The organism is Pseudonocardia sp. P1, assembly GCF_000178675.2.
Lineage (GTDB): Bacteria > Actinomycetota > Actinomycetes > Mycobacteriales > Pseudonocardiaceae > Pseudonocardia.
The window spans coordinates 1,271,442-1,296,972 of the sequence record NZ_ADUJ02000001.1 but is presented as its reverse complement, the minus strand read 5'-3'; the positions used below and the strand labels follow the sequence as shown (position 1 = coordinate 1,296,972).

The 25,531-nt window shown below is 68.1% G+C and carries 29 protein-coding genes; 16 read left to right on the top strand and 13 right to left on the bottom strand.

What is annotated here, in order from left to right; genetic code table 11:
• Positions 1 to 124: 124 nt before the first annotated feature.
• Complete coding sequence (locus PP1_RS05520) at positions 125 to 730, bottom strand: DUF3000 domain-containing protein (RefSeq protein ID WP_010233725.1); 606 nt, start codon at positions 728 to 730, stop codon at positions 125 to 127.
• 94 nt (positions 731 to 824) lie between these two features.
• Between PP1_RS05520 and hemE the strand changes: the two genes are divergently transcribed.
• A complete protein-coding gene (gene hemE / locus PP1_RS05515) occupies positions 825 to 1,895 on the top strand; it encodes a uroporphyrinogen decarboxylase (protein WP_010233723.1) in 1,071 nt (356 codons plus the stop codon).
• Positions 1,892 to 3,355, top strand: a complete 1,464-nt coding sequence (gene hemG, locus PP1_RS05510) for a protoporphyrinogen oxidase (protein WP_075314133.1) — start codon at positions 1,892 to 1,894, stop codon at positions 3,353 to 3,355. Before hemE ends, hemG begins: the two co-directional genes overlap by 4 nt.
• On the opposite strand, the gene PP1_RS05505 is transcribed toward hemG, so the two are convergent.
• Complete coding sequence (locus PP1_RS05505; protein WP_249265965.1) at positions 3,352 to 3,822, bottom strand: nitroreductase family deazaflavin-dependent oxidoreductase; 471 nt, start codon at positions 3,820 to 3,822, stop codon at positions 3,352 to 3,354. The two genes, hemG and PP1_RS05505, sit on opposite strands and share 4 nt — an antisense overlap.
• A 67-nt stretch (positions 3,823 to 3,889) precedes the next feature.
• Between PP1_RS05505 and hemQ the strand changes: the two genes are divergently transcribed.
• Entirely contained in the window at positions 3,890 to 4,585 is a 696-nt protein-coding gene (gene hemQ / locus PP1_RS05500; RefSeq protein ID WP_010240385.1) for a hydrogen peroxide-dependent heme synthase, read from the top strand.
• A gap of 60 nt (positions 4,586 to 4,645) precedes the next feature.
• Here the strand turns inward: hemQ and msrB are convergent, their stop codons facing one another.
• Both msrB and PP1_RS05490 read right to left on the bottom strand, forming a co-directional pair.
• Positions 4,646 to 5,092: a peptide-methionine (R)-S-oxide reductase MsrB gene (gene msrB, locus PP1_RS05495; RefSeq protein ID WP_010240384.1), complete on the bottom strand. Its 447-nt coding sequence runs from the start codon at positions 5,090 to 5,092 to the stop codon at positions 4,646 to 4,648.
• A gap of 33 nt (positions 5,093 to 5,125) precedes the next feature.
• Positions 5,126 to 5,407: a hypothetical protein gene (locus tag PP1_RS05490; RefSeq protein ID WP_010240383.1), complete on the bottom strand. Its 282-nt coding sequence runs from the start codon at positions 5,405 to 5,407 to the stop codon at positions 5,126 to 5,128.
• A gap of 61 nt (positions 5,408 to 5,468) precedes the next feature.
• Here PP1_RS05490 and ligD point away from each other — a divergent pair, with 61 nt between their 5' ends.
• The 10 genes from ligD to PP1_RS05440 all read left to right on the top strand — a co-directional run bounded on the left by ligD (position 5,469) and on the right by PP1_RS05440 (position 14,235).
• Positions 5,469 to 6,494: a non-homologous end-joining DNA ligase gene (gene ligD, locus PP1_RS05485; RefSeq protein WP_029239901.1), complete on the top strand. Its 1,026-nt coding sequence runs from the start codon at positions 5,469 to 5,471 to the stop codon at positions 6,492 to 6,494.
• 49 nt (positions 6,495 to 6,543) lie between these two features.
• The gene (locus PP1_RS05480) at positions 6,544 to 7,440 is read left to right on the top strand and encodes a tyrosine-type recombinase/integrase (protein ID WP_029239900.1); all 897 of its coding nucleotides are present in this window, start codon (positions 6,544 to 6,546) and stop codon (positions 7,438 to 7,440) included.
• A 360-nt stretch (positions 7,441 to 7,800) separates the two neighbouring features.
• Complete coding sequence (locus PP1_RS05475; protein ID WP_010240378.1) at positions 7,801 to 8,385, top strand: hypothetical protein; 585 nt, start codon at positions 7,801 to 7,803, stop codon at positions 8,383 to 8,385.
• A gap of 1,020 nt (positions 8,386 to 9,405) precedes the next feature.
• Positions 9,406 to 9,993: a hypothetical protein gene (locus PP1_RS05470; protein ID WP_139323845.1), complete on the top strand. Its 588-nt coding sequence runs from the start codon at positions 9,406 to 9,408 to the stop codon at positions 9,991 to 9,993.
• Complete coding sequence (locus tag PP1_RS05465; RefSeq protein WP_010240375.1) at positions 9,990 to 10,178, top strand: hypothetical protein; 189 nt, start codon at positions 9,990 to 9,992, stop codon at positions 10,176 to 10,178. Before PP1_RS05470 ends, PP1_RS05465 begins: the two co-directional genes overlap by 4 nt.
• Positions 10,179 to 10,569: 391 nt before the next feature.
• On the top strand, positions 10,570 to 10,722 hold the full coding sequence (locus tag PP1_RS05460) for a hypothetical protein (protein ID WP_010240373.1): 153 nt from the start codon (positions 10,570 to 10,572) through the stop codon (positions 10,720 to 10,722).
• Positions 10,723 to 10,951: 229 nt separating this feature from the next.
• Positions 10,952 to 13,171 (top strand): bifunctional DNA primase/polymerase, encoded by a 2,220-nt coding sequence (locus tag PP1_RS05455; protein WP_010240371.1) that lies wholly within the window; start codon positions 10,952 to 10,954, stop codon positions 13,169 to 13,171.
• Positions 13,168 to 13,338: a hypothetical protein gene (locus PP1_RS05450; RefSeq protein ID WP_010240369.1), complete on the top strand. Its 171-nt coding sequence runs from the start codon at positions 13,168 to 13,170 to the stop codon at positions 13,336 to 13,338. Before PP1_RS05455 ends, PP1_RS05450 begins: the two co-directional genes overlap by 4 nt.
• Before the next feature lie 77 nt (positions 13,339 to 13,415).
• Entirely contained in the window at positions 13,416 to 13,601 is a 186-nt protein-coding gene (locus PP1_RS05445; RefSeq protein WP_010240368.1) for a hypothetical protein, read from the top strand.
• 298 nt (positions 13,602 to 13,899) lie between these two features.
• A complete protein-coding gene (locus PP1_RS05440; RefSeq protein ID WP_139323846.1) occupies positions 13,900 to 14,235 on the top strand; it encodes a Gp19/Gp15/Gp42 family protein in 336 nt (111 codons plus the stop codon).
• Between the two features lie 391 nt (positions 14,236 to 14,626).
• On the opposite strand, the gene PP1_RS05435 is transcribed toward PP1_RS05440, so the two are convergent.
• Positions 14,627 to 14,818 (bottom strand): hypothetical protein, encoded by a 192-nt coding sequence (locus PP1_RS05435; RefSeq protein WP_010240353.1) that lies wholly within the window; start codon positions 14,816 to 14,818, stop codon positions 14,627 to 14,629.
• Positions 14,819 to 16,126: 1,308 nt separating this feature from the next.
• On the opposite strand from PP1_RS05435, the gene PP1_RS05430 reads away from it, so the two are divergent.
• The gene (locus tag PP1_RS05430) at positions 16,127 to 16,480 is read left to right on the top strand and encodes a hypothetical protein (protein WP_010240351.1); all 354 of its coding nucleotides are present in this window, start codon (positions 16,127 to 16,129) and stop codon (positions 16,478 to 16,480) included.
• Positions 16,481 to 16,739: 259 nt separating this feature from the next.
• Positions 16,740 to 17,627 carry a hypothetical protein gene (locus tag PP1_RS05425; protein ID WP_139323847.1) on the top strand — a complete coding sequence of 296 codons (888 nt, stop codon included), beginning with the start codon at positions 16,740 to 16,742 and terminating at the stop codon, positions 17,625 to 17,627.
• A gap of 815 nt (positions 17,628 to 18,442) precedes the next feature.
• Here PP1_RS05425 and PP1_RS05420 read toward each other — a convergent pair.
• Together PP1_RS05420 and PP1_RS05415 are read right to left on the bottom strand one after the other, a co-directional pair.
• Positions 18,443 to 18,727, bottom strand: a complete 285-nt coding sequence (locus tag PP1_RS05420; RefSeq protein ID WP_029239899.1) for a hypothetical protein — start codon at positions 18,725 to 18,727, stop codon at positions 18,443 to 18,445.
• The gene (locus PP1_RS05415) at positions 18,724 to 18,879 is read right to left on the bottom strand and encodes a hypothetical protein (protein WP_010240346.1); all 156 of its coding nucleotides are present in this window, start codon (positions 18,877 to 18,879) and stop codon (positions 18,724 to 18,726) included. The genes PP1_RS05420 and PP1_RS05415 overlap by 4 nt, the downstream gene beginning before the upstream one ends.
• 675 nt (positions 18,880 to 19,554) lie before the next feature.
• Here PP1_RS05415 and PP1_RS05410 point away from each other — a divergent pair.
• Complete coding sequence (locus PP1_RS05410; protein ID WP_010240344.1) at positions 19,555 to 19,746, top strand: hypothetical protein; 192 nt, start codon at positions 19,555 to 19,557, stop codon at positions 19,744 to 19,746.
• Positions 19,747 to 19,752: 6 nt separating this feature from the next.
• On the opposite strand, the gene PP1_RS05405 is transcribed toward PP1_RS05410, so the two are convergent.
• The 6 genes from PP1_RS05405 to PP1_RS05380 form a co-directional block, all read right to left on the bottom strand.
• Entirely contained in the window at positions 19,753 to 20,733 is a 981-nt protein-coding gene (locus tag PP1_RS05405; protein ID WP_010240342.1) for a DNA polymerase domain-containing protein, read from the bottom strand.
• Positions 20,734 to 20,735: 2 nt separating this feature from the next.
• On the bottom strand, positions 20,736 to 21,707 hold the full coding sequence (locus PP1_RS05400; protein WP_010240340.1) for a glycine betaine ABC transporter substrate-binding protein: 972 nt from the start codon (positions 21,705 to 21,707) through the stop codon (positions 20,736 to 20,738).
• Between the two features lie 157 nt (positions 21,708 to 21,864).
• Positions 21,865 to 22,836, bottom strand: coding sequence for a glycine betaine ABC transporter substrate-binding protein (locus PP1_RS05395; RefSeq protein ID WP_029239897.1), 972 nt, complete (start codon positions 22,834 to 22,836; stop codon positions 21,865 to 21,867).
• Positions 22,837 to 22,898: 62 nt separating this feature from the next.
• Complete coding sequence (locus PP1_RS05390) at positions 22,899 to 23,690, bottom strand: ABC transporter permease (protein ID WP_010240336.1); 792 nt, start codon at positions 23,688 to 23,690, stop codon at positions 22,899 to 22,901.
• Positions 23,687 to 24,760 carry an ABC transporter ATP-binding protein gene (locus PP1_RS05385; RefSeq protein ID WP_369821658.1) on the bottom strand — a complete coding sequence of 358 codons (1,074 nt, stop codon included), beginning with the start codon at positions 24,758 to 24,760 and terminating at the stop codon, positions 23,687 to 23,689. Before PP1_RS05385 ends, PP1_RS05390 begins: the two co-directional genes overlap by 4 nt.
• Complete coding sequence (locus tag PP1_RS05380) at positions 24,753 to 25,436, bottom strand: ABC transporter permease (RefSeq protein WP_010240331.1); 684 nt, start codon at positions 25,434 to 25,436, stop codon at positions 24,753 to 24,755. The genes PP1_RS05385 and PP1_RS05380 overlap by 8 nt, the downstream gene beginning before the upstream one ends.
• Positions 25,437 to 25,531 lie beyond the last annotated feature (95 nt).

Genomic DNA, 25,531 nt, shown 5'->3' with positions numbered 1-25,531 from the left:
CCCTCCATGCGGCCTAACGTCGCGTGTGCATTCGAACTTCTGGCCCGGAAAGTTACATGGCTGTGGGCGTGGGCCCACTCTTTCGGGTGATCTTTTTCGTCAGGACGCCGCTGACCTGCGGTTATCAGCCGGGTGATCGGGTCAACGGTACTGCCCCGACCGGAGGCAGTCCGGCGGCGGTCGCGACCAGGGAACCGAACGCCGCGGCGTGTCGGGCGAAGTCGGCGTCGCTCTCCGTAGGCGTCCAGGAGGCCCGCAGCTCGACGTCGTCCTCCCGTGGTGGCTCCTCGCCGTCCGCCTGGAGGCCACCGAACCGGACCGACGAGGTCTGGGTCACCGTCCCGCCCAGCGCGGTGAAGTCCGCGCCCGCGTGATCGAGGGCGTCGGTCAGCCAGGACCATCCGATGCGCGGCAGCATGTCGTCGCCGAGCTGGCCCGGCTCCAGGCGGGCCTGGACGAAGCAGACCAGCCGGAAGGTGCCCTGCCAGCGGTCCTGGCCCTCCGGGTCGTGCAGCAGGATCAGCCGGCCCGACGTGTCGGGCTCGTCCAGGTCGTCGGTGCCGTCGCCGCGGTGGCCGATGTCGGCCTCGACGCTCGTCGCCCAGCTGAACGGCGCCAGCCGGGGCGGGGCCTCCAGCTTGCGCACCACGAGCTCCGGGCGCGGCGCCACCGAGGCCAGCGCACTCACGGCCCGGCGGAACAGCGGAGGTGGGGAGTTCGGGTCCGGCACGGCGGGGAACTCTAGGCCGCGCGGGCCGTCGTGCCTGGCAGGCGCGCCGGGCGGCTGCGCGGCGGTCCGGGCCCCGTGCGACGATGTCGGGGTCATGACTGCAGGCACCGCCACCCCCGCGACCACGGCCCGCCGCGACCTGGCCGGGTCCCCGTTCCTCGACGCGGTGCGCGGCCGCCGCCCGTCCCGGCTGCCGGTGTGGTTCATGCGCCAGGCCGGCCGGTCGCTGCCCGAGTACCGGGCGCTGCGGCAGCACAACGGGATGCTGGAAGCCTGCCTGACCCCGGACCTGACCTGCGAGATCACCCTGCAGCCGGTCCGCAGGCACGGGGTCGACGCCGCGATCCTGTTCTCCGACATCGTGGTGCCGCTGTACCTGGCGGGCATCGGCGTCGACATCGTCCCCGGCACCGGCCCCGTCGTCGACCACCCGGTGCGCACCGCGGCCGCCGTCGAGGCGCTGCCCGAGCTCGCGCCCGAGCAGGCCGACGCGGTCGGCGACGCGATCTCCCTGCTGCTGCCCGAGCTGGGGGAGACCCCGCTCATCGGGTTCGCCGGGGCGCCCTTCACCCTCGCGTCCTACCTGATCGAGGGCGGGCCGAGCCGCAACCACGAGAAGACCAAGGCCCTGATGCGCTCCGAGCCGGAGGTCTGGCACGCCCTCATGGCGAAGCTGGCCCGGCTGACCGGCGCCTTCCTGCAGCGACAGGTCGCGGCCGGCGTCGACGCGGTGCAGCTGTTCGACTCCTGGGCCGGGGCGCTCTCCGAGCGCGACTACCGCGAGTTCGTGCTGCCGCACTCGTCCGCGGTGCTGTCCGCGCTCGCCGGGTCCGGACTCCCGCGGATCCACTTCGGGGTCGGCACCGCCGAGCTGTACGGGGCGATGACCGAGGCCGGGGCGGACGTCATCGGCGTCGACTGGCGCACCCCGCTCGACGTCGCCGCGGCGCGGGCCGGGGGAGCGGTGCCGGTGCAGGGCAACCTCGACCCGGCCGTGCTGTTCGCCGGCCAGGACGCGATCGACGCCGACGTCGCCCGCATCGCCGCCGAGGGCGCCCGCTGCCCGGGGCACGTGTTCAACCTGGGTCACGGCGTGCTGCCGCAGACCGACCCGGACGTCGTCACCCGGACCGTCGAGACGATCCACTCCCAGCCGGCCGGATGAGCCCCCGCGTCGCCGTCGTCGGCGGCGGGATCTCCGGGCTCGCCGCGGCGCACCGGTTGCGGACCCTGCTCGGCCCGGACGCCGGGATCACGGTTCTGGAGCAGCGCGACCGGCTCGGCGGGGTGCTGCGCACCGTCGACCTCGCGGGCGCGCCCTTCGACGTCGGTGCCGAGGCGTTCCTCGTCCGGCGCCCCGAGATGCCGGCCCTGCTCGGCGAGCTCGGCCTGTCCGGGGCCCTGACCCACCCGACCTCCGCGACCGCCACCATCCGCGCCGGCGGGCGGACCGTGGGGCTGCCGCGCGGGACGCTCATGGGCGTCCCGGGCCGCGACGCGGTGCTCGACGGCGTGCTGTCCGACGCGGGCCGGGCGGCGGTGGCGGCCGAGCCGTCGCGGCCGCTGGCCTGGGATCCGGGCACCGACGTGGCGCTGGGCGGGCTGCTGCGGGAGCGGTTCGGCCCGGAGGTCGTCGACCGGATCGCGGACCCGCTGCTCGGCGGGGTCTACGCGGGCCGGGTCGACACGCTCGGGCTGCGGGCGACCGTGCCCGCGCTGGCCGGTGCGCTCGACGACGGTGCGGCGTCGCTGACCGACGCGGCGAGTGCCGGGATGGCGGCGAGCGGGCAGCGGGCGGGCACCCTCGCGGCCGGGCCTTCCGGGGGCACCGGCGCCGCGTCGGCCGCGCCGCAGCCCGTCGCGGCGGGGCCGGTGTTCGGGGCCGTCCGAGGCGGCTACCGCGAGGTGGTCGCGGCTCTGGCGGACGCGTCGGCGGCCACCGTCCGGACCGGGACGACCGTGCGCGTGCTGGAGCGCCGCACCGGAGGGTGGCGGCTCGTGCTCGGGCCTGTCGGGCAGCCGGAGGCGCTCGACGTCGACGCCGTCGTCCTCGCCGTCCCCGCGCCGGCCGCGCGCCGGCTGCTGGGACCGGTCGTCCCGGCCGCTGCCGGGGCGGCGGCCCGGATCGGGCTGGCGTCGTCGGCGGTCGTGGCGCTGGCCTACCGGGCCACGGACGTCGCCGGGATGCCGGGGACCTCGGGGTGCCTGGTCGCGGCGGACGAGCCGCTGTCGGTCAAGGGCGTGACGCACGCGTCGACGAAGTGGGCCCACCTCGGCGAGGACGGCCTGGTCCGGGTCCGCGCGTCGATCGGGCGGTTCGGTGAGGAGGTGGGCCTGCAGGTCGACGACGCCGAGCTCGTCGCCCGGACCCGGGCCGACCTGCGCGAGCTCGACGGGATCGACGCCGAGCCGGTCGCGGTGCACGTGCAGCGCTGGGGTGGCGGGTTGCCGCAGTACGGCGTCGGGCACGGGGAGCTCGTGGCGGGCCTCGAGGCGGCCGTGGCGGCCGAGCCCGGCCTGGCGGTCGCGGGCGCGATGCTGCACGGCGTCGGCGTCCCCGCGTGCGTCGGGACGGCGCGGGCCGCGGCGGAGCGCCTGGCCCGGGTCGTGCCGGCTGCGTCCTAGCGGGGGTCGAGCACGAGCTCGACGACCGGCACGTGCGGCGCGAGCGGCTCTCCCGGGCCGAGCCCGCAGGCGGCCCGCACGGTCGGCTCGAGCCGGGCCCAGGCCCGCGGGTGGCGGCGCGGGTAGTCGGCGAACAGCGCCGCGGCCCGGTCCCGCGGAACGCGGTGTGCCGTCGCGGGCGCGGACCGGCGCGTCCCGACCGAGATCCGGACCCGCGGTTCCGCGGTGACGTTGCGGAACCACTGGGCGCGGTCCCCGAACCCGGACACGACCACGTAGCGGCCCGGCCCGGGGCGGTCGGTGACCTCGAGCACGGCGCGGCGGACCCGGCCGGTGCGCCGGCCGGCGTGCTCGAGCAGCAGCATCCGGCGCCCGAACAGGAACCCGAGACCGAGCCGGTAGAAGGCGATCGGCGCTCGGACGAGCATCCGCCGTCGCAGGATCCGCAGCCCGATCGGTTCGTTCACGAGGTCTCCTTCCGTCCGGACCCCGCACCGGTGAGGGGCCCCTTACCGTCGGCGTAGCATGCGCCCCATGGCCCGCGTGGACACCAGAGCGATCAACGAGACCATCCGCTACACCATGTGGTCGGTGTTCCGGGTGGAGCCCGGAAAGCTGGGCGACGACCGTGCCGAGGCCGCCCGGCAGGCGACCGAGTACCTGGACTCCCTGGCCAACAAGGACGTGACCGTCCGCGGTGTCTACGACCTCGCCGGCGTCCGGCACGACGCGGACTACATGATCTGGTGGCACGCCTCGGAGATCGAGTCGCTGCAGGCGGCCTACGCCGACCTGCGCCGCACCACGGCGCTCGGCCGCGCCTCGGTGCCCGTCTGGAGCCAGACGGCGCTGCACCGTCCGGCGGAGTTCAACAAGAGCCACGTGCCGGCGTTCATGGCGGGCGAGGACCCCAAGCGCTACGTCTGCGTGTACCCCTTCGTCCGGTCCTACGAGTGGTACCTGCTCCCGGACCAGGAGCGCCGCACGATGCTCGCCGACCACGGCAAGGAGGCCCGCGACTACCCGGACGTCCGCGCCAACACCGTGCCCGCGTTCGCGCTGGGCGACTACGAGTGGATCCTCGCGTTCGAGGCGGACGAGCTGCACCGGATCGTCGACCTCATGCGGCACCTGCGGGGCACCGAGGCCCGCCGGCACGTCCGCGAGGAGATCCCGTTCTACACCGGCCCGCGGGTCGAGGTCGGCGACCTGGTCGCGTCCCTGCCCTGACCGCTGCGCCCGGGCCTCCGCACCGCGCACCGGATCCGTACCGGTGCGCGGGTGCGGCGCCTACTCGGCCGGCTCCAGGGAGAGCGAGACCGAGTTGATGCAGTAGCGCAGGTCCGTCGGGGTGCCGTAGCCCTCCCCGGCGAACACGTGGCCCAGGTGGCTGTGGCAGGTGGCGCACAGCACCTCGGTGCGCGTCATGCCGAGCGTGGAGTCGGTGCGCTCGATGACCGCGTCACCCGCCAGCGGCGTGAAGAACGACGGCCACCCGCAGTGCGACTCGAACTTCGTCTCGCTGCGGAACAGCTCCGCCCCGCACGCCCGGCAGCGGTAGACGCCGGTGCGCTTCTCGTCGGTGTACTCCCCGGTGAACGGGCGCTCGGTGCCGGCCTGACGGAGCACCTGGTACTCCGCCGGGCTCAGCTGGGCCCGCCACTCCTCGTCGGTCTTCTGCACCTTCGCCGCCGGCTCGGCGTCGGAGGAGCCGGTCTTGCTGCTGAACAGACCCATGCACCCACGCTAACCCGTTCCGGGGCGCGCGGCTCAGATCCAGGTGGTGACGACGAAGACCATCGCGTTCGCGACCACCCACGCCGCGAACAGGAGCAGGAGCACCACGGCGGCGACGGCGGCCGTCCGCCGCGGGCCGCGCAGCCGGTTCGCCGACTCCGCGAAGTCACCGACGCCGCGGATGTAGCCCTCCACCGAACACGACGGGACCCGCTGCATCCGGTCGAGGTGCGCGGCGAACGCACGGGCCTCGGGGTCGTCGGGGTCCAGACCGACGAGATCGTCGTCGAACCGGGGCGACCGGTCAGCACTCATGTGCTCACGATAGTGGCGCACCCGCGGTAGGTTCCCCGGTGTGGCGAGCCGTGAGGTCGTGATGCTGCGGGTGGAGGGGCCGGACGGGCCCCGGGACGTCCGCCTGACCAGCCCGGACAAGGTCGCGTTCCCGAAGCTGGGCATCACCAAGCGCGAGGTGGTCGAGTACTACCTCGCCGTCGGCGTGCCGATGGCCCGCGCGCTGCGGGACCGCCCGACGAACCTCAAGCGGTTCAACGACGGCGCCGAGGGCGAGCCGTTCTTCGTCAAGCGCGTCCCGAAGGGCGCCCCCGACTGGGTCCGCACCTGCACGGTGACCTTCCCCAGCGGCCGGAAGGCCGACTCGGTGGCCGTCACCGAGCCCGCGACGATCGCGTGGGCGGCCAACCTCAACACCCTCGACTTCCACCCCTGGCCGGTCCGCTGCCCGGACACCGACCACCCCGACGAGCTGCGGATCGACCTCGACCCGCAGCCGGGGACGGACTTCGCCGATGCCGCCGCCGTCGCACTCGTGCTGCGCGACGTGCTCGCCGAGGCCGGCCTGACCGGCTGGCCGAAGACGTCCGGTGGCCGCGGCCTGCACGTGTTCTGCCCCGTCCGGCCGGAGTGGGACTTCGTCCAGGTGCGCCGCGCGGTCATCGCGATCGCCCGCCGCGTGTGCCGCCGCATCCCGGAGCGGGCCACCGTCGACTGGTGGAAGGAGGAACGCGGCGAGCGCGTGTTCCTCGACTTCAACCAGGCCGCGCGGGACCGCACCATCGCGTCGGCCTGGTCGGTGCGCGGGCTGCCCGGCGCGACCGTGTCGATGCCGCTGACCTGGGACGCGGTGGGCGCGGTCGATCCGGCGGAGTTCACCCTGCGCACCGTCCCGGGCCTGCTGGAACGGTACGGGGACCCGCACGAGCACATGAACGCCGAGCGCGGCGGCTGCGACACGGCGCTGGAGTGGTTCGCCGAGGACGAGATCGAGCTCGGAGTGGCGGAGATGCCCTACCCGCCGGAGTACCCGAAGATGCCCGGCGAGCCGATGCGGGTGCAGCCGAGCCGAAAGCGCCGGGTGACCAGGGAGAACATCTCCGACTGAGTCGGTGACGAGACTACCATAGCACTCACTCACCGGATAACCTAGACCGATGAGTGAGCGACTTGACGATCTTCAAGCGAGCTTCCGCCGCGCGCTACGAGCGGAGGGGAAGGCGCCTCGCACGGTCACGCTGTACGAGATGAGCGTGCGGATGTATTGCGAGTGGCTCCGGGAGCAGGGGAGACCCGAGACCCTCGACGAGCTGACCCGGTCCGCGATCCGCGGGTGGCTGGAGTCGCTGATCGAGGCGGGACGCGAACCGTCGACGGTGCGCACCCGCTTCAAGGGGCTGCACCGCTTCTGCGGGTGGCTGGTCGCGGAGGGGGACCTCTCCGAACATCCGATGACGGGGATGGAACCGCCGACCGCGCAGCAGAAGCCGGTACCGGTGCTCAGCGACCAGGAACTGGACAAGCTGGTGAAGGTGTGCCGAGGTCGCGACTTCACCTCCCGCCGGGACGAAGCGATGATCCGCTTCCTGCTCGACACCGGGGTGCGGGTCTCGGAGCTGTGCGGACTGTCGGTCACCGACGTCGACCTGGACCGGGAGACCGCGATCGTCCGTGGCAAGGGCAACAAGGTTCGCGCGGTCTACCCGTCGACGAAGACAGTGCGTGCACTCGACCAGTATCTCCGCGCTCGACGCGCCCACCGGTGGACGCATCTGGACGCGCTGTGGCTGACGCAACGGGGTGCGCTGTCGACCGATGGCGCCCGGGAGCGGGTGCGCATCCGCGGAGAGCAAGCCGGCATCCCGGACCTGCACCCACACCGGTTCCGACACACCTTCGCCCACGACTACATGGTCAGCGGCGGGCAGGAGCGGGACCTCAAGCGGCTCGCCGGTTGGTCGTCGGATGTGATGCTGGAGCGCTACGGTGCTTCTGCTGCGGATCATCGCGCGGAGCTGGCAGCCCGGAAGATGGGGCGCGGCGACCGTGTTTGACGCCGACACGCTATGCGTGTTACCCTACGCGGGAGGCGGCACCAACCGCTGCCTCTGTTGTGCCCGCTTCCAGGGGATTCCTGGTGGCGGGTTTTCTTTTGCTACGTAGGGATAGATGAAAATGAGTTTCGACAAGTTGAGTGCGCGCGCTGCCGCGCACCGTAGCTGGGGTGCCACCCGCGACCGGAGCGCTCGGACGAGTGCCGGTCGTAGCGCTGCCGACCGGCGGTTCGAGGAGCAGGCGCGTGAGCTGCTCGGTGCCGGTGCCTCCGAGTTTCAGGTCCGACAGTCCGCGGAGTCGCTGCGTAAGGCGTACTTCGCGGATCTCGCACGCCGGTCGGCGGCTGCGCGGCGTGCGGCATGAACCTCTGGGAACGCGACGCCGAGCGAGCCGGTCAGATCGACCGCGGCGACAAGTCGTACGTAGCCATGCTCGCCGCTAGGTGTGTGGAGGAGGGTGCTGGTCAGACCTCCGGACTGATCAACTCCACCGTTGCTAAAAACTTCGCAACGGGGAAGGTCTCGTGCCGAGAGTTCGCACGTCGGTCGGGTATCAGTGATCCCACGGTCGCCGCGTACCTGCGCACGTGGGACGCGCTCGCCGCTGACGGGTGGGTGCCGTCTCGGGATTCTCTGAACCCTGGTGACGAGGATGTCGCGGACCTGCCCGACCGGGAGACGTGGAACAAGTACTACCGGGCAGCCAACCCCGCGGTGGCGGCGAACGGTGGGAAGGACGATGCCCCCGAGTGGCACGGAACCCCGCTCGACGAGCGCGAGAAGTTCCGACGGCGCACGATCGACGTCTTCACCGAGTTCCACATCGCGCTGAACAAGATCACCACGCAGGCGCGCGACTTCGAACTTCACGACATGACCGAGTCCCACCTGGTGTCTCTACGCGAGTCCGTGGACGCCGCGCTTGAACGAGTCCGCGCCTCCTAGACTCCTTTGCGACACCCTATCATTTGGGATGAGCAGCCGCTGAGCCGCCCTGTGCCGCGTCGACCTGTCGCCCGGGTACCGATCACCCCGGAAACCAGGTCCGACGCGGCACAGAAGCGGGACATCGGTTCGCTAGCGGTGTGCTGCGACGTCGATGAATCGACGTCGCGGTGCTCCGGTCGGATAGGATCAAGGTACCTTTTGCGGTTGGACATCATCTAAGAGGTTAACCTCTCTACCGCCGCGCGCGATCACGTGCAACGATCCATCCGTGAGGAAGGTGCACGCGTTTCGGTTCGTCGGGGTCGATGGTGCTCTCGGGTACCGGACCGGAGTGGTGTACGGGTTAGAGATCGACAGAAGTGACGATGACAATCGTGGACCGCGCGTCTATGAACCTGCGGTGTACGAGTACGAAACATGGGACGAGTTCTGGCAAGACTGGGATCCGGTTCCGGGTAGCGACGATCTCTAGCTTCCGGGGGTAGCCTCGGGAATAAATCCGCCCTCTGGATTGTTACAACTACAGGTGCTGGAAACGTTGTGGCGACGATTCCTGGATTTGACAAATGCGCCAAAGTAGGGTATAATAGAAATGTACGGCAAGCAGCTCCCAGGGCCACGAGGGACTTGACATTCTTGCCGTTCTGTGGTATAATGTTTTGCACGGTCGAGCCTTATCGACTGCACGAGCAAGTGCGCTACCCGCGATTTAGCGGTCACCTTATCACTATTCCTCACAGATAGCGACAAACCAATATGGATATTGACTTCGAGCCCACCCCTGTCCGGGGTGCGACTTACTCGTTGCCGGAGCACAAGCGCGTCCTTGCCGCCGTTTCGGACGCGTGCGGCGACTGGCACACCGCGTTCCACGCGATCAACCACCCGACCACCCTGCACAAGGGTGGCATGTCCTGGTCGACGTTCTGCCAGTACGCGGGTTCCCGCACCGACACCTACACCGTTCGCGAGGACGACGCACACACTGACGACGTCGCAGACCTCGTGGTCCGTGCGATGGTCGCCGACGACACACCCGACACCGACAAGCGGGTTCTCCGCGTCCAGGAAGCCGTTCACGCGCTACCGCGGCGCCAGTTCGAGGCGGTCGTGCGCTGGTCGGTGCTCGCACAGCGCGAGGTGAAAGTTCGCGTCGTGCGGGGCTCCAAGCGTGCCGACACGCTCGCCGACGAGATGACCGAGTCGGAGATGCGGAACTTCAACCGTGCGAGAGAGTCGCTGCGGACGGCGCTCGCCGACCTGGCGACCGGGGCACACGTGCTCCGCGCGCCCCGCGAACTCACGCCCGACCCGCAGAACCCCCACGTGTCGGGTGCCCCGATGAACCCGGTCACCACGCGCTGGGGCGACCCACTGCACGGTCGCCCGTCTACCCTGCCGCCCGGCTTCTGGGAGTCGCAGGCGTTCTGGTCCGCGGTCAACCGGTGGGACAGCGAGTGGGTCGCGTCGGTGCCACCGGTACCGCGGAACTGGCACACCCTGCCGGCGGGGACGCCGTGGCGCCTCGAACACGAGTACAGCGACAACCGGCGCAAGGGCACCAAACCACAGATCAGCTCTATCCAGAATGAGGACTTCCAGTGACCAGCATCGTGCCCGAATGGGCTACCGGTGTCATCGACACCAACGACAAGATGATCACCATTGACACCGTCGACAGTGTTGACGAGCATCCTGATTACATTGACTTTGTGTCGCGTGGTCAGCGGCGAAGGGTGCTCGTCGACCACATTGTGTACTTCGTCGGGGAGAACCCGCAGAAGCGCTGAAAGTGTCCGCATCCCCCACACTACTTCCTAGACGGGAAACTGTCCGCCATCGCCACACTGTAACTAGAGGTGGGTGCGGTTCCGTCTTGGGTGACTAAATCACCTACTCCTCACAGATTGCGAAGATAAATGACTCTTAGCCTGCTGCTTGCCGCATTCGCCACCGGCTGTATCGGTTACCCGATCGGGAGCTGGTTGTACGCGGCGACCCATTGATTTCCCGCCGCTCGGTGTCCTTATCCATCGAGCGGCGGGTGCCTAGAAGCAAGCCGGTAGCGCGCATCCCGTCACCTGTGCGCGCGTGCCACGGGATCGGTTGTTCCGCCGGTCCCGTGGCGCCGGTGCTCTATCGGAACAGGGTGACACCCAATATTGAAGATTAGGTGAAAACATGAGTGTTGAAACGTCGCTTGAGGAAGTCTCCGAGAATATCCACCGACTGGTAGTCGTGATGTCGGCGATCCACGAGGAGCTGTCTGAGATCCGTAAGGGGATTACCTCGATGGATGTCAACGGCATCGAGGTCTACGAGCGGCGGCTGTAGTGGGGGATGGGGGGAAATGAGGGGACTCCCCCACCCCCCTCTCGTAACTCCGAGTTATCAGCTAAAACATGACACTTAGTTAAAATAACCCTTGTTTATAACTAATTTAGCAACGCTGTGTAGCTAGAAAGACAAGTTTCACGCCGGGGTGGGGGGAATGGGGGGAGCTCCCCACATCCCCCCGCCTCGGGTTAATCAGTCACTCATTGCCCTGAAAGGTCCTTGCTTCATGGTCAAGTATGGCTCGCGGGTTCCCCGCAAGGTGATCGATCAGTACTTCGCTCGCGGGTGGAACCCGTTCCCGCTTCCTGATCGGAAGAAGAAGACCCCGCCGGAGGGCGTCACCGGTCGCGGCGCTAAGCCGGTCACTCGTGACCAGGTGAGCCGGTGGTACAACGACGGTGCGTACGGCAACCTCGGTGTCGCGATCCCATCCAACGTGATCGGGATCGACGTCGACGACTACACGAAGCCGAACGGCACCGTGTACGAAGGCGCTGCGCTTCTCGCGGAGCTGGAGGCGGAGTACGGGAAGCTGCCGGTGACCTACACAGTGTCCCGGATTCGGGATCACCAGCGGTCGGGTACGCGGTTCTTCGTGGTGCCGGGTGCATACGATCCGTCGGATTTTGTTCCGAACATTCAGGATTCGATCCAGCTTATCCGTCCGAACTACCGGTACTCGGTGATGGCTCCGTCGGTCCACCCGGAGGGTGACGAGTACGTTCTCTACTCGCCGGACGGGAACACTGCGGAGTACCTCCCGCGACCGGCGGATCTTCCGGAGCTGCCCGAGTCGTGGTGTGTGTTCCTCGACAGTCCCCAAGAGCGGCGGGGACGAGTGGAGGTCACGTCCGCTGAGCTGACGGAGTTCCTAGCGTCGCTGCGGGAGGGTATCCCGGACGAGACGGTGCAGGACTGGACGATCACCTACCTCCAGCAGTTGCAGGACACCAAGCCGGGTGGGCGCCACGATGCGGCTATGCGGCAGGTGACGGCGTTGCTGTACCTGGCACGTGAGGGTCACCCGGGCGTCGGTGACGCGCTGGACCAGTTGGGGAACGTGTTTGCCGGGTTGACGGGCAAGGACGAATACGAGTTCGAGTCGATGGTGTCGTGGGCTGCGGGCATCGCTCTGTCGAAGCCGGCTCCGATGACGGGGGTTCGGGAGGTCCGTGCGGAGCGGATGCCGACTCTTCCCGACGAGTTCTGGCGCCGGGAGTCGCTGGTGGGCATCCGGCGGATGGCTCATCGGTATCAGGCGTCGGCGGATGCGGTGCTGCTGTCGGTGTTGACGCGGCTGTCTGCGTCGCTTCCCCACGGGTGTCGGGTCGATACGGGTGCGCGTACTCCGGTGTCGACGAACTTCTACTCCGCGATTGTCGCGTCGTCGGGTGTAGGTAAGTCGTCGGCGGAGGAGCCTGCGGCGTGGGTGTACCCGGGGACTGTCCCGCTGGAGCGAGATGGTCTGAACCCTGGCTCCGGGGAGGGGCTGCTTCAGGCGTACATGGTGTTCCGCAAGGAGGACAAGCGGGAGAACCTGCCGGCGGGGAACGTGCAGCGGTGGCACAACGTGCGCTTCGCATCCGATGAAGGTGAGGCGGTTGTGAAGCTGATGTTCGAGCGTTCGGGGTCGACGCTTGCCGCGAATCTCCGGTCGATGTGGTCGGGGAAGAACGTCGGTCAGGCGAACGCAGGGCTGGAGAAGAACAGGTTCCTGAAGGCGGGATCGTACTCGATCGGGCTGTCGCTGGTGTTCCAGCCGGAGACGGTCGCGGGGCTGTTCGAGGATGGTGCGGCGGGCACTCCTCAGCGGTTCGTGTTTGCGTCTGCGGCGGACCCGAACATCCCTGACGAGGACATTCCGATGCCTGCTCCTCTGAACGTGAAGATCCCGATGCTGGGTGAGACGTTCTACCTGGAAGCCGGGATGATTCGTACAGCGTTGCGTCGGAAGCATCATGCGATCGCACGTGGCGAAGTGGAACCGGACAACCCGATGGATTCACAGCGAGACGCGCTGGTCGCTCGTATGGCTGCTCTGCTGATGCTGCTGGACGGTCGGAGCGGGACGATCACCGAGGACGATTGGCGCCTATCGGAGATGGTCTACGAGAACTCTGCTTCCTTGCGTGACCGTCTGCTGGAGGATGCACGGGAGCGCAAGGAGTCTGAGTGGGAGGCATCTGCGAATCATCGGGCTCGCGCGGCAGCTCTAGCGCAGTTGGAGACTCTGGGCGCTGATGCGAAGGTGCACAAGCTGGCGGAGTGGGTTGTTCGTCAAGTGTCGCTGAAGGGATCTCAGACGGTGTCTGATTTGAAGCGTGCTCGTAAGAACGATGAGCGGGTGTACGTGCCGCGCGCGGTCGACTTCGCGGAACGTGCGGGCTGGGTCGATGTGAACGGATCGCGTGTGAGCGTCCGTGTGGTGGACGAGGTGGCAGCATGAGTGTCTACGTGGTTTCGGGTTTCAAGTACAACGTCGATAAGGGTTCCAGCCCCCGGGTAATTGAACTCTACGGGTTGGAGTTTCTGGAATTCAAGTCGCAGGGTCAACTGGTGCGGGTCTCGTTGGATCACATCATCTCGGTCGTCGGCGACCGGCTTAGCGAGTAGTTAATTTAGTCAATTCGTTTACCAGCCGCCCGGTACGCAACCGCCGGGCGGCTGGTTCTTTGTGAAGGAGTTTCATAGTGAGTGATCTGAAGGAGCGGCGCGCTTACGCGGTTCTGTCCGACTCCACCCTCCAGGTACTGGACGAGCGTGCGATGTCTCGCGGGATGACTCGTAGTCAGTTTCTGCGGTGGACGATCCTGAACGAGCTGGGCATCCCGCAGGAGCCGGCTCGGGTGAAGCGGAGGACCGGTGATGACAAGTGACCCCACACCGTCCGTCCCTGCACGACGTTGGGTCCAGGAGCCCCCGCGATCCAGGTGGGTCTGGTCGTCAGTTTCCGCCACCGGGGTGTCGGAGGATCAGTGTCGACCTTCCGGAGCGGCTGTGGCAGGACCTGCTCGCATGTGCGAACGAGGACCGGGTGAGCGCGGCGAGGTGGATCGCGTCGGCGACACGTGAGGCGGTCCGCGGGCACCAGGATGGGTTTCGCTTCGAGACTCACGGTCTCCCGGAGCGGGAGGCAGCGGAGAGGGGCGGCGACCAGTGACGTCGATTGGTGACGTGGAAGCCGTGATGATGCGGGCGCTGTCGGCGTCGGAGCAGTACCTCGCGGGGAAGCTGCTCGGTGTGGTGCGCGGGATGCTGCGTGCGCGGATATCGAACTTCGACGCGCGGGTTGTCGAGGATCTGGATTTCGCTGAGGCGGCAACCTACGTCGAGGCGAAGGCGGTGACGCGGGTTCTCCGTAACCCGGAGAGCATCACGTACGAGACGATCGGTCCGTTCGGTGCTCAGCGGTCGAGCGAGTCGGCTTCCGACGAGCTTCGCGTGCTGGACGCGGAGTGGCGGTCGCTGGGTGTCGGGTCGGGCGCTTTCACGATTGGACGACGTCTGTGATGAATAGCGTCAATCCGTCTCCCCTCATCGTCGACTCCAGGATGTCCCCGGCAATCCTGGAGTCTGTGGATGTCGCGGAGAGCGAGGCGGCTGCGGATGTCGGATGAGCACCCGAAAGGTTATGTGACGCTCCGGTTTGGAGTGCCGGTGTGGTTGTGGCTGGAGGTTGCGCAGAAAGCTCGCTCGAACGAGGTGACGCCGGCGGAGTACTGCCGGGAGGTGCTGCTTGCCGCGGTCCCGCACAACGATGGTCGTCCGCGGCTACGCACGGTCGTATCCGGTCGGCTTCTCCGACGATTGGATGCGGTCGCGTCTTCCGCGGGGATCGGGATCGGGGAGTGGGTGCGATGCGCTCTGGAGTCCGCGGTTGTGGAGGCGGAGCGCGAGTGACTCACCACCACCCCGAGGCGCGCTTCTTCGCGGGTGGCTGCGGCGGCATCGGCTGCCCAGTCTGCCATGCGTAGTACTCGTGTCTCCAACGCTCGTAGTCGTCCTCAAACCGCTGCTCCGCGGCACGGTTCGAGCTGTCGGTCTGCACGGACACGATCACCCAGATGATGATCCAGAAACCGAACGTGATCAACGTGAGGACGAGGTGTAGCAGGTGACTCGTCTTGCGCGGCTGTGGCGGTCGCGGCTCGCGAGGTGGCGGACCGACGGGGTGACCTGGACTCGGGGCGGGGTGCACTGGACTCCTCTGAGCGCTGGGACGCTCAGGTTGTCGATGGTGTCGCGCACGGTGTTACTTACCCACTTGCCGCTGGGTGGGCAACTACGCGGGGACGCGCCACAACACCCGGATGGCGGGGGAGCCACATGAACCAGTGGTTGCCGGAGCGTGGGATGGCTGTCCTGTACCTCTCACCTGTAATCCTAGGTCAAGTGAGGTCGAATGTTTAGTCTCTAGTTGATTCGTTGGATGAACTTGGTGATTACGATTGCGTGTTCACTCACATTCGATAGTCGCTATTTCTGACCTACTGATTCGAAGGCGCATGCCGAATCGTCCTACGTGCACGCCGTTAGCAGTATCAGTGGGTTGCATCCGTTGCGCGTGGCAATGCAGGTGCGACCTGTGCTGGGCACTACTGACTATCTGTCCGGTGAGGGTCACGAAGCTGTATGTCCACCGAACCACGCGCGTCGGGTGACGGGGCTTACGCGTCTGCTCTCTCCGAGCTGCGACTTGGTCTTGGATGTCTGACTGAATCCTCGATCACTGGTGTGTGTGTCGGGTGGTGTCGAGGGAGTACCTGTGTGCCATGTGGTGTGAGTCGTCTGCACGAGTGGTTCGGTCTCGGAGGCTATCCGATGACGAGGTCGCATCGGAGGATACAGGATCCAATGATCCGATTATGATCATCAAGTGATTAATGGAAATGAGTTTACTTTAAACAGTTGAACAGTTCGAGGAGATTGCGTAATACAGATAGCTGTCGGGGACCACTGCACGTAACGAGTACATGATCATGTCTTGTGCCGGTCACCAGTCAGCTCGGTTGTCGAGGAGAGATCCCGTCGTCGCGCCGGCGCCACCGTGGCGCCGCAGTCGTTTTTCGCGCAGGGCACCCGGGAGTCCCCCTCCTCGGGGCACCGACGAACAGCGGACGGTATACGTCGCCGGGTCCCGAGCAAGACTTTGCTGCCGGCGATTTTATTTTCGGAGGTTAAAAGTGTCAGATGGTGACCTGGATTTCTCGCACCTGAGTGAGGCGGAGCGGGCGGTTCTGATCGGTGAGCTGGTGAAGCTCCGGGATCGACGCAACGGGAGCGATCCGGAGTCTGTGCTTCGCAAGAAGGTCGAGGAGCTGGAGAAGGTGTGCGACCGGCTGCGGTCTGAGTCCGCACATTGGAGGCGGAAGTACTTTGAGCTGAAGGATGGTGGTCAGACGTGACGCACGCGATTGAGGGTTATGCGTCGCTCGGTGACGCCGGTCGGGAGTTCTACGAGCAGCTCGACGAGGATCTAGACATCGAGATCGGTCCCGCGGAGCACCTGATGATCCTGGAGGCGTGCGCGCTGGTCGACTCGATTCGTGAGCTGGAGTCGGCGAAGTCTCGCGGTTTGTGGATTCCGGGTCGTCAGGGTGACGTGCTGAATCCTGCTTACGCAGAACTGCGTCAGCATCGAGGTCAGTTGATGACCCTGTTGCAGAAGCTTCAACTGTTGCAGGACGGTCGGGGCGCCCACATGCGGGGTAACACGGAGCAGGCGCGCAGCAACGCGCTCGGTAGGAACCGGTGAACCGGTGAGGCGCCGGAGCGGGCGAAACCGCAACACGGATCGGTTCGATGCGATGTCGGATGGTGAGCTGACCGCGGAGTCGTTGTGGATCTGGTGTGGCGTGTCCGCGGAGGACTCTCCGACCGGATATGCGGGGGTTGACGAGTCGCGGTACGACGAGTGGCGCGATTGGGTTGGAACGGTCACGGACGACGAGCTTCGTGACTGGGTGCGGCGGAATTCGACCGCATCCGAGTAGTAACTAAGCAAGCCTAATCACATGAAGGGTGTGACGGTAATGGCTGATGTCAGTAACGAGCAGTACAAGGAAATCGCGAAGATCGAGGGGCGTTACAAGCGTCTCGGTGCGGTGATCGGAAAGATGCCGGAGGACGTGCGGGAGTCGTACGATCTGCTTCGCGCGGCGAAGGCGTACCGGTCTCCGGATGCGACGCTGGATCACGAGATCGTGACTGCGGTGGATCGGATGAAGCCGGGCAAGGACGGTAAGTTTGATCTCGCAGAGCTGGTGACGGGGTCGTCGGAGCGGCTCGCGCGGGTGGGGCAGTTTCAGACGACCGTTGACTACGTGATCTGGCAGGCTGCGCAGCGACTGGATCGGGACCTCGGTGGGCACGCCGACGAGTTCCTGGGTGCCGTCTCGACGCGGTTCAACGCACTCGCCGACGAGTACCACCCGCTGTTCAAGCGGCTCCCGGACTTCGTCTTCGGCGGGGGCTACAACCAGGCAGGGAAGCGCAACGACCACATCAACCGGGGTCTCGTGCAGGCGGGTCCGGAGACGCTGGTCGACTACCGCCGCGCGGTGGACATCAACGAGCAGATGCGGTCGCTGGTGTCGGACGCGACCGCGGTGATGTTCGGGGAGTCGTACCCGGGTTACGACCACTGGCTCGGGCTTCAGGTGTCGAACTGGGACGGGCGTGACGCGTTCGACTGGATGCTCCGCATGCGCACGATCGGGTACGAGGCGTTCGAGGGTCAGTGGCGCTACCCGTCGTCGGATGCGCCGGCGATCGGGCTTGCGGGGTTCCTGGCGGCGAGTGGCGCGGTGCTGCGGATGCCGGCGACCACCGGGGAGATGTACGACGCGTCGGAGCGGATGCACCCGAACCACGGTGAGGGTCTCGACGCGCTGTCGGCGTAGTCGTCGTCGTTACGCCAACTAGTAGCGGGTAGTTCTCCGCGGCACGCACGCATGTTCGAGTCAGGGTAGTCTAGTGACGGGTCGCTCGCGGATGGGGAAGGTCCGCGGGCGATCCGTTAGCCTGAGAGGCGGGAGTCCCGGCACTTGGGTGACGCCGACATCCCGGCGCCGGGGCTCTCGCCGCGCGGCACCTGCAGCTCATCCGGCTTGCGGCTAGACTGGTCAGCGCCCGCTTACCGGGGTGTCGCTCCGGGCGCCGCCGGTTCGCGGGTCCAAACGTGCATTAGGTCACGGTTCGGTTACGTGTCCGGACACTGGCGGTTAACGTCGACTGTGACGGAGCCGGGACCTGCCGAGATGCGGTCCCGGCTCTCTCTGCGTTCCGTAGCGGCTAGTGATCGTCTACCCTCGGTTCCTGGCAGATCCGTGCGCCGCTCCGCTCAGCACAGTCGCGTGTGCGCAGCTAGCGCCGCGCTAGCGGTGCGCGGGTCTGCCACCGGGACTCCTGCTGGTCGCGTCCATTCCGCAGGCTCTCCCGGTGTGCGGCGACCCCGTACCTCCGGCACTCGGGTACGGGGTCGCCGTTCCCCTACCGTAGACGCGCAGAAGCCCCGTCACCTGGTCAAGTTCGGTAGCCAGGTTCCGGAGCTTCTCCCATGCGACCAACTCGCAGGTGTCGGTGTAGGAGCGGTTGCTCGCTCCGAGCAAGCTCTCTCTAGCTTGACCGCATGTTCGAGCAGTGAATCTGTAGCGTGACGGCAGGGCGCCCAGTGCCCGGGAGGTTTCGGCTCTCGGGACCTGGGCGTCCTCTGTAGTCACGAAGTGGCTGTGACCTCGTAGTCGTGGAGGTAGGTCGAGCGATCGATCGGCTTCTTCCCGATGTAGGTCACCGTTACATGCTGACCGAGTGACGGGAGTGCGTTCCGCAAGTGCCGGCGGAGTCCGACGTGGAACGCTCGCACCTCAATCTCACCCCCGTCACCTGACAGATACAGGATGGGGATCGGCTCCCGCGTGAACCTGGAGGTCGTCTCGCAGACCTTCGTCAGGGTGCCGGAGACCTTGTCGCCGACATACTGCGGCGCGAACACGTTGGTCATCGAGACTCCAGCAGGTTCGCCGCGTGCTCGCGGATGCGGCGCGCCACCGTCCAGTCCTCCCACTGCTTGAGGTCGGTGGTTGCCGGCTGCTCGATGACATGGATGGTGTCGGCGACGTCGAGCAGGATGTCGACACGGTCACTGATGCTCACAGGTACCTCCAAGTGGGCTAGCTGGTTGGTCGTTTCGGGGGTGCGGAGAATGCAACCACGGGTGTAACCCGGGTCACTATCCGCCGAGACGGTGCAGGCGGTTGCTGGTTGTCACCGTGACGTTGCTCCGTTGGCGTCGCGGATGACGTCCGCGATGGTGTTCGGCGACCGGTGAAGATCGTCGATGATGTCGCCCGCGGTGGGACGGGTTACTAGCCCACACATCTCTCGGGCTGCCGGCGTGGGGGTCTCGCACAGCTCGCGGACCACCGGGTGACCGCTCATCGGTGCGACCTCCTCGCATTCGCATGGGTACGCGACGGCGATACCGGCTGACATGACGAGAAGCGCGCCGATGATCGCGGCGACCGCGATGCGGATTACCGGGTCGCGCGGTTGGGGTGTTGCAGGGGACCAGTCGTGAGAGCGTCTACGATGCTGAGACACTTGATCTCCAAGAGGGTATCGATAACCTCCACAAGTGATCCACAACTCGCCGGATAACTTGTGCACCATCGCTCGGGATCAGAGTCGTTCTACCTGGTCAGACTGGGTGCACGCATAGCGCACTCGCGGTTGGCACCCCGAAGATGCCCGGCGAGCCGATGCGGGTGCAGCCGAGCCGGGCCCGCCAGAAGGACTGAACCCCGTCCGTCGGTGGCAGAATCCCGGTTCGTGTACGCGTACCTGGACGACGGCCCGCACGCCGGGGAGCGGGTACGCATCGATCCCGGTCCGGACGGCCGCCCGCCCCGCACGATCGAGCTCGCCGACCCCGGCGGTGACCCGGCGTCGTACGCCCTGATCGGCCCGCACCACGACGACGACCGCTGGATCTACCGCCGGATCCCGCCGGCCGACGCCTGACGGCTCTCAGCCCGGATCCGTGCCGCGCTCCCGGGCGCGCTTGCGCCGCTTCCCCTCGTGCATCGCCTGCACCCGGGGGACCGGGATGGCCCGGCCCTCCTCGACGAGCCCGTCCGGCAGCACCGCGGGTGGGGGCCGCAGCGTCCGCCACGGGTCGGTGTCCCCGAGCAGCCCGGCCGCCGTCGTGACGGTGAAGTCCGACGGCGTGACGGCGCCGAGGTCGTCCCACGCGACCGGGAACGACACCGGCAGCCCCGGCCGCGCCCGCGGGCTGTAGGCGGCCACCAGCGTCGCCCCACCTGCCCGGGTGGGGTCGAGGAACACCCGGCCGCCGCGGTCCTCCTTGATGAAGGCGGTCGTCGCCACGTCGGGCCCCAGGGCGGCGGCGCGGGCGCAGACGGCCCGGGTGACGGCGAACGCGTCGTCGATGCCGAGCGGCGCGGCCAGCGGCACGACCAGGTGCAGTCCCTTCGCCCCGCTGGTCTTCACGGCCGCGTCCGCGCCGAGCTCGGCCAGCGCCGAGCGGACGAGCCGGGCCGCCGCGACGACCCGGTCGAAGCCGCCGTCGGGCGGCGGGTCCAGATCGACGACGAGCTCGCCGGCGTGTGTCCCGCCGTGCGGCACCAGGGTCGGGTGGTACTCGATCGCCCGCTGGTTGCCGAACCACAGCAGCGTCCGCCGGTCGGTGCACAGCGGGTAGTGCACGGTCCGCTGCGAGGTCTCCGCCCAGACGTCCAGGGTCGGGATCCACGAGGGCGCCCCGCGCGGGATGTTCTTCTGCATGAACGGGGCCTGCCCGGGACGGGCGCGGACCACCGTCAGCGCCCGGCCGTCGAGTGCCGGGAGCATCCGGTCCGCGACGGCGTCGAGATGGTCGACGAGCGCCCGCTTGGTGACGCCCGCGCCGTCGAACACCTCGCCGTCGAGACTGGTGAGCGCGACCCCGTCGCGGGTCTCGCCGTCGTCGCGGCCCTGCCCTCGTGCCATGCCTACCCCCCGATGAAGCCGCGCTGGGTCAGCCAGGCGCGTGCCACGTCCCGCGGGCTCTCGCCACCGGCCGAGACACGTCCGTTGAGGCGCTGGATCGTCGGCTGGTCCAGCGCGGCGGCGATCGGTGCGAACACCTCGGCCACCTGCGGCGCCCGGTCGAACACGTCCTGGCGGATCGTCGGGACCGCGCTGTAGGTGATGTGGTAGCCGCGGTCGTCGTCGAGGACCTTCAGGCCGAGTCCGGGGATGCGGCCGTCGGTGGCGGCGACCTCGCCGAACAGGCAGACGCCGTCCGCGGTGGACTGGAAGATCAGCCCCTGTTCGACGACCTCGGTGCGGTCGCGGGGGATCTCCATGTCGTAGGCCTGCTGCAGCCCGCGCAGACCGTCGGCACGGGAGTTGTACTCGGTCTCCACGCACACCGACCCTGGCTGGCCGGAGCGGAGGTAGGCGGCCATGTCGCTGATCGAGTCCAGGTGCAGCCGGGCGGCCGTGGTGCCGTCGACGACGAATGCGTAGGTGTTGTCGAACCCGGCCCGGTCCAGCCAGACGACGCCGTTCTCGGCCCGGTCGCGCTCGCGCAGCTCGCGGAGCACCTCGTCGTCGGGGAGCTTGCGGGTCTCGGTCAGGAACGACGCCCACGCGGTGCCGGTGTACTCCCAGTAGGTCGAGATGTCGCCGTGGACCAGTGCCTGCCGGGTGACGTCGGACCCGCCGACGTTGCACCGGTCGGTGACCGCGGCCCCGACCGACTCGAGCGCCGCGATCGAGATCTGGCACAGCACCTGCTGCTCGTCGAAGTTCTTCGACCCGACGACGTAGGTCTGGCCGGAGAGGTCCACCTGCTCGGCGAGCGACCCGGCCGACGCGTGCGGGCCGGACGCGGACAGACCACCGCACCCGGCGAGCAGCAGGACGGCGGCGAGCAGGACGGCGGCGCGCGGTGCGGCCCGCCGGGGGGAGCTGATCACGACGTGTCTTTCGAGGTCGCAGGGCTGGAGGGTTCAGCCGACCACGAATGCCCGCGCCGTGCAACGACCCGCCCGGCGCCGTGACCGGGCCGGTATGCGCGACGGCCCCGCACCCCGGGAGCCGGGATGCGGGGCCGCCGTGCGGGGCACCGGTCGATCAGCCGGTGAAGCCCTTCTCGGTCAGCCAGTCACGGGCGACCGTGCGGGCGTCCTGACCCTCCGAGGAGACCTTGCCGTTGAGGCTCAGCATGGTCTGGTAGTCGAGGGCGGCCGCGATCGGCGCCATGACCTGGCGGATCGCCTGGTTCTGGTTGTAGGTCTCCTCGCGGACGATCGGGGCCGCGTTGTAGGTGACGTGGTACTTCTTGTCGTCGTCGAGGACCTTCAGGCCGAGACCGGGGATGCGGCCGTCGGTGGTGAACACCAGGCCGAACATGCAGTCGCCGTCCGTGGTGGCCTGGTAGATGGCGCCGGTGGCGAGCACGTCGAGCCGGTCACCGCCGACCTGGAAACCGTAGGTCTGCTGCAGGCCGCGCAGGCCGTCGTCGCGGGAGTTGTACTCGGTCTCCACGCAGACCTTGCCCGGCTTGCCCGCGTTGATGTACGCAGCCATGTCGGAGAGCGTGTTCAGGTTCTCCTGCTGCGCCTTCTCGCCGTTCACCGCGAAGGCGTAGGTGTTGTTGAAGTTCGCCTTGTCCAGCCACACGAGCTGGTTCTCCTGCAGGTCACGCTCGGAGACGAGGCGGTAGAGCTCGTTGTCGTCCGGGATGCGCTGGGTCTCCTTGAAGAAGGAGGCCCACGCGGTGCCGGTGTAGTCCCAGTAGATGTTGATGTCGCCGGACAGCAGGGCCTGCCGCGCGACGTCGGTGCCGCCGAGGTTGCAGCGCGGGGTGACGTTGCCGCCGACCGACTCCAGCGCGGCGACGGTGATCTCGCAGAGCACCAGCTGCTCGTCGAAGTTCTTGCCACCGACGATGTAGTTGACGCCCTCCAGGTTGCCGGCCTCGGCCAGCGACCCGCCGGAGGCCGATGGCCCGCTGGCGTCGAGGCCGCCACAGCCCGCGAGGGTCAGCGCGGTGACGGCGGCCATCGCCGTCATGGCGATGCGCCGGGATCGTCCGAATCTCACGTGTCCTCCAGGAAAGCGGTGGTGCGGGACGTCGAGTGGTGGAACGGGGTGGGCGGGCGTCGTCAGCCGGAGTTGCGGCGGACCGCGTACTCGGCGAGACCGGCCAGCCAGTCCACGATCAGGGCCAGGGCGGCGACGATGGCGGCGGCGACCAGGGTCCCGGTCGGCCTGCCGAGCTCGAGCATGCCCTTGATCGGCTCGCCGAGACCGCCGGCGCCGATGAAGGTGGCCAGTGCGGCGGTGCCGACGTTCAGCACGAGCGCGACCCGGACGCCGGCGACCATGACCGGCGTGGCCAGCGGGAGCTCGACCCGGATCAGGGTCTGCCGGGCCGACATCCCGATCCCGCGCGCCGCCTCGATCAGCGAGCGGTCGACCTGCTGGAGGCCGACGACGGTGTTGGTCAGCACCGGCAGCAGCGCGGCCAGCGCGAGCGCGACGACCGCGGTGGGCAGGCCCAGCCCGAGCGGCGAGAACGCCAGCAGCACGATCACACCGAACGCGGGCAGCGCCTGCATGAACCCGGCGCCCGCGAGCACCGGGCGCTGGATCCGGCCCGCCGCCGGCCGGCTGATCGCGATCCCGGCCGGGATCGCGATCACGATGACCACCAGGGTCGAGAGCCCGGTGAGGATCATGTGTTCCCAGAGCCGCACGGCCAGCGCTGCCGGGTTGATCACCGACTGCTCGACGGCGTCGAGGCCCTGGCTGCCCGCGTAGGCGAACACCCCGACCAGGCCGACGAGCGCGATCAGCGGGTTCGCGATGAGCGACTTGTCGATCTTCACCCGCTGCCGGCGCGGTGCGTCGGCGACGGCGGTGCCGCTCGCGGCCTCCGCGGCCGGGGCGCTCACGCCTGCCCCTTGGTCTTCAGGCCCTCGACGAGGTCCTTCCACCACAGGGCGCCCTGCAGCTTCTGCTCGTCGTCGACCACACCGACCAGCTCGGTCTGCGAGTCGAGCATGACGTCGACGGCGTCGTAGACCGTTCCGGAGTGCGGGACGGTGACCATCTTCGGCATCATCTCGGTGCCCGGCAGGTAGGCCCAGCGCGACGGCCTGCCCTCGGCGTCGGCCTCGTAGGTCGGTGCGCCGTTCCGCTCGCCGGTGCCGTCCAGCCCGACCGGCTGCAGCTCGAGCCGGGACAGCTCGAGCAGCGACAGCCGCCGTACCGCGGCGCCCGAGCCGACGAACTCGGCGACGAAGTCGTTCGCGGGGTGGGTGAGGACGTTGTCCGGGGTGTCGTACTGCTGCAGCGTCCCGCCGGGGCCGAACACGGCGATCCGGTCACCCAGCTTCACCGCCTCGGACAGGTCGTGGGTGACGAAGCAGATCGTCTTCGCGATCTGCTTCTGCAGCTCCAGGAACTCGCCCTGGATGCGCTCACGGGTGATCGGGTCGATCGCCCCGAACGGCTCGTCCATCAGCATCACCGACGGGTCGGCGGCCAGGCCGCGGGCGACGCCGACGCGCTGCTGCTGCCCGCCGGACAGCTGGCGCGGGTAGCGGTCGCGGTAGTCCTTCGGCTCCATGCCGACCAGGTGGAGCAGCTCGTCGACCCGGGCGGTGATCCGGTTCCTGTCCCAGCCGAGGATCTTCGGGACGACGGCGATGTTGTCGCCGATGGTGAAGTGCGGGAACAGGCCCACCTGCTGGATGACGTAGCCGATCCGGCGGCGGAGCTCGTCGGCGTTCACCGCGGTGACGTCCTCGCCGTCGAGCATGATCCGGCCGGTCGTCGGCTCGATCAGCCGGTTCATCATCTTCAGCGTGGTCGTCTTGCCGCAGCCGGACGGTCCGATGAACATCGAGATGGTCCCCTCGGGGACCTCGAGGTTGAGCTCCTGGACGGCCGGTGCGGTCGCCTTCGGGTAGGTCTTGCTGATGCCTTCGAGGGCGATCATCGGCTTGCCGGAATCAGACACGGATCCCCCTCGGGGTGGTGAAACGCTGCACGAGCCAGAACACGAGTTCGTAGACGGCAGCCACGACGAGGCAGCCGAGCGTGGCCGCCAGAACCTGGTTGAAGGAGTTGACCGAGCCCAGCCGCTGCAGGCCCAGGAGCAGCGAGGAGCCGAACCCGGGGCCGTTGATGGCGCCGGCGACGACCGCGATCCCGATGATGATCAGGACGGCGACCCGGATGCCGGACAGGATGACCGGCCAGGCCAGCGGGAGCTGGATGGACAGCATCCGGCGGACCGGGCCCATGCCCATCCCGCGGGCGGACTCGAGCACCGCGTCGTCGACCGACGAGAGCCCGGCGACGACGTTGCGCAGGATCGGGTAGACGGCGTAGATGGTGAGGGCGGTCAGCGACGGCGTCGCACCGAGCCCGAGCACCGGCTGCAGCAGGCCGAACAGCGCCAGCGACGGCACGGTCAGCGCCGCCGAGCTCACGATCAGCAGGCCCTCCCGCGTCCCGACCCGCATCGGCTTGCTCCAGCTGTCCGGGGTGAGGCGGTTCGTGTGGAGCACCATCCCTGCGAGGAGGGCGAAGACGGCGGCGATTCCGACGGCAATGGCGACCAGCAGAAAGTGCTGCTGGCCGTAGAACACCAACTGGTTCAGTTGTGATCCGACGTAGGTGAAGAAATCCACCGTGCTCCTTCCGCCCGGGTCCGACCTCCGCCGAGCGGCTCAGGCCGACCGGTTCGCACTGCACCGTTCGTCGGAACGTTCGCCGGTGAGGGCCA

Coding starts and splice junctions, on each gene's coding strand:
- PP1_RS05455 (WP_010240371.1), top strand. CDS start 10,952: ATGGTCAAGTATGGCTCGCGGGTTCCCCGCAAGGTGATCGATCAGTAC.
- PP1_RS05425 (WP_139323847.1), top strand. CDS start 16,740: ATGAAGGGTGTGACGGTAATGGCTGATGTCAGTAACGAGCAGTACAAG.
- PP1_RS05475 (WP_010240378.1), top strand. CDS start 7,801: ATGAACCTCTGGGAACGCGACGCCGAGCGAGCCGGTCAGATCGACCGC.
- PP1_RS05420 (WP_029239899.1), bottom strand. CDS start 18,727: ATGACCAACGTGTTCGCGCCGCAGTATGTCGGCGACAAGGTCTCCGGC.
- PP1_RS05450 (WP_010240369.1), top strand. CDS start 13,168: ATGAGTGTCTACGTGGTTTCGGGTTTCAAGTACAACGTCGATAAGGGT.
- PP1_RS05480 (WP_029239900.1), top strand. CDS start 6,544: ATGAGTGAGCGACTTGACGATCTTCAAGCGAGCTTCCGCCGCGCGCTA.
- PP1_RS05490 (WP_010240383.1), bottom strand. CDS start 5,407: ATGAGTGCTGACCGGTCGCCCCGGTTCGACGACGATCTCGTCGGTCTG.
- hemQ (WP_010240385.1), top strand. CDS start 3,890: ATGGCCCGCGTGGACACCAGAGCGATCAACGAGACCATCCGCTACACC.
- hemG (WP_075314133.1), top strand. CDS start 1,892: ATGAGCCCCCGCGTCGCCGTCGTCGGCGGCGGGATCTCCGGGCTCGCC.
- msrB (WP_010240384.1), bottom strand. CDS start 5,092: ATGGGTCTGTTCAGCAGCAAGACCGGCTCCTCCGACGCCGAGCCGGCG.
- PP1_RS05460 (WP_010240373.1), top strand. CDS start 10,570: ATGAGTGTTGAAACGTCGCTTGAGGAAGTCTCCGAGAATATCCACCGA.
- hemE (WP_010233723.1), top strand. CDS start 825: ATGACTGCAGGCACCGCCACCCCCGCGACCACGGCCCGCCGCGACCTG.
- ligD (WP_029239901.1), top strand. CDS start 5,469: ATGCTGCGGGTGGAGGGGCCGGACGGGCCCCGGGACGTCCGCCTGACC.
- PP1_RS05405 (WP_010240342.1), bottom strand. CDS start 20,733: ATGGCACGAGGGCAGGGCCGCGACGACGGCGAGACCCGCGACGGGGTC.
- PP1_RS05470 (WP_139323845.1), top strand. CDS start 9,406: ATGGTCGCCGACGACACACCCGACACCGACAAGCGGGTTCTCCGCGTC.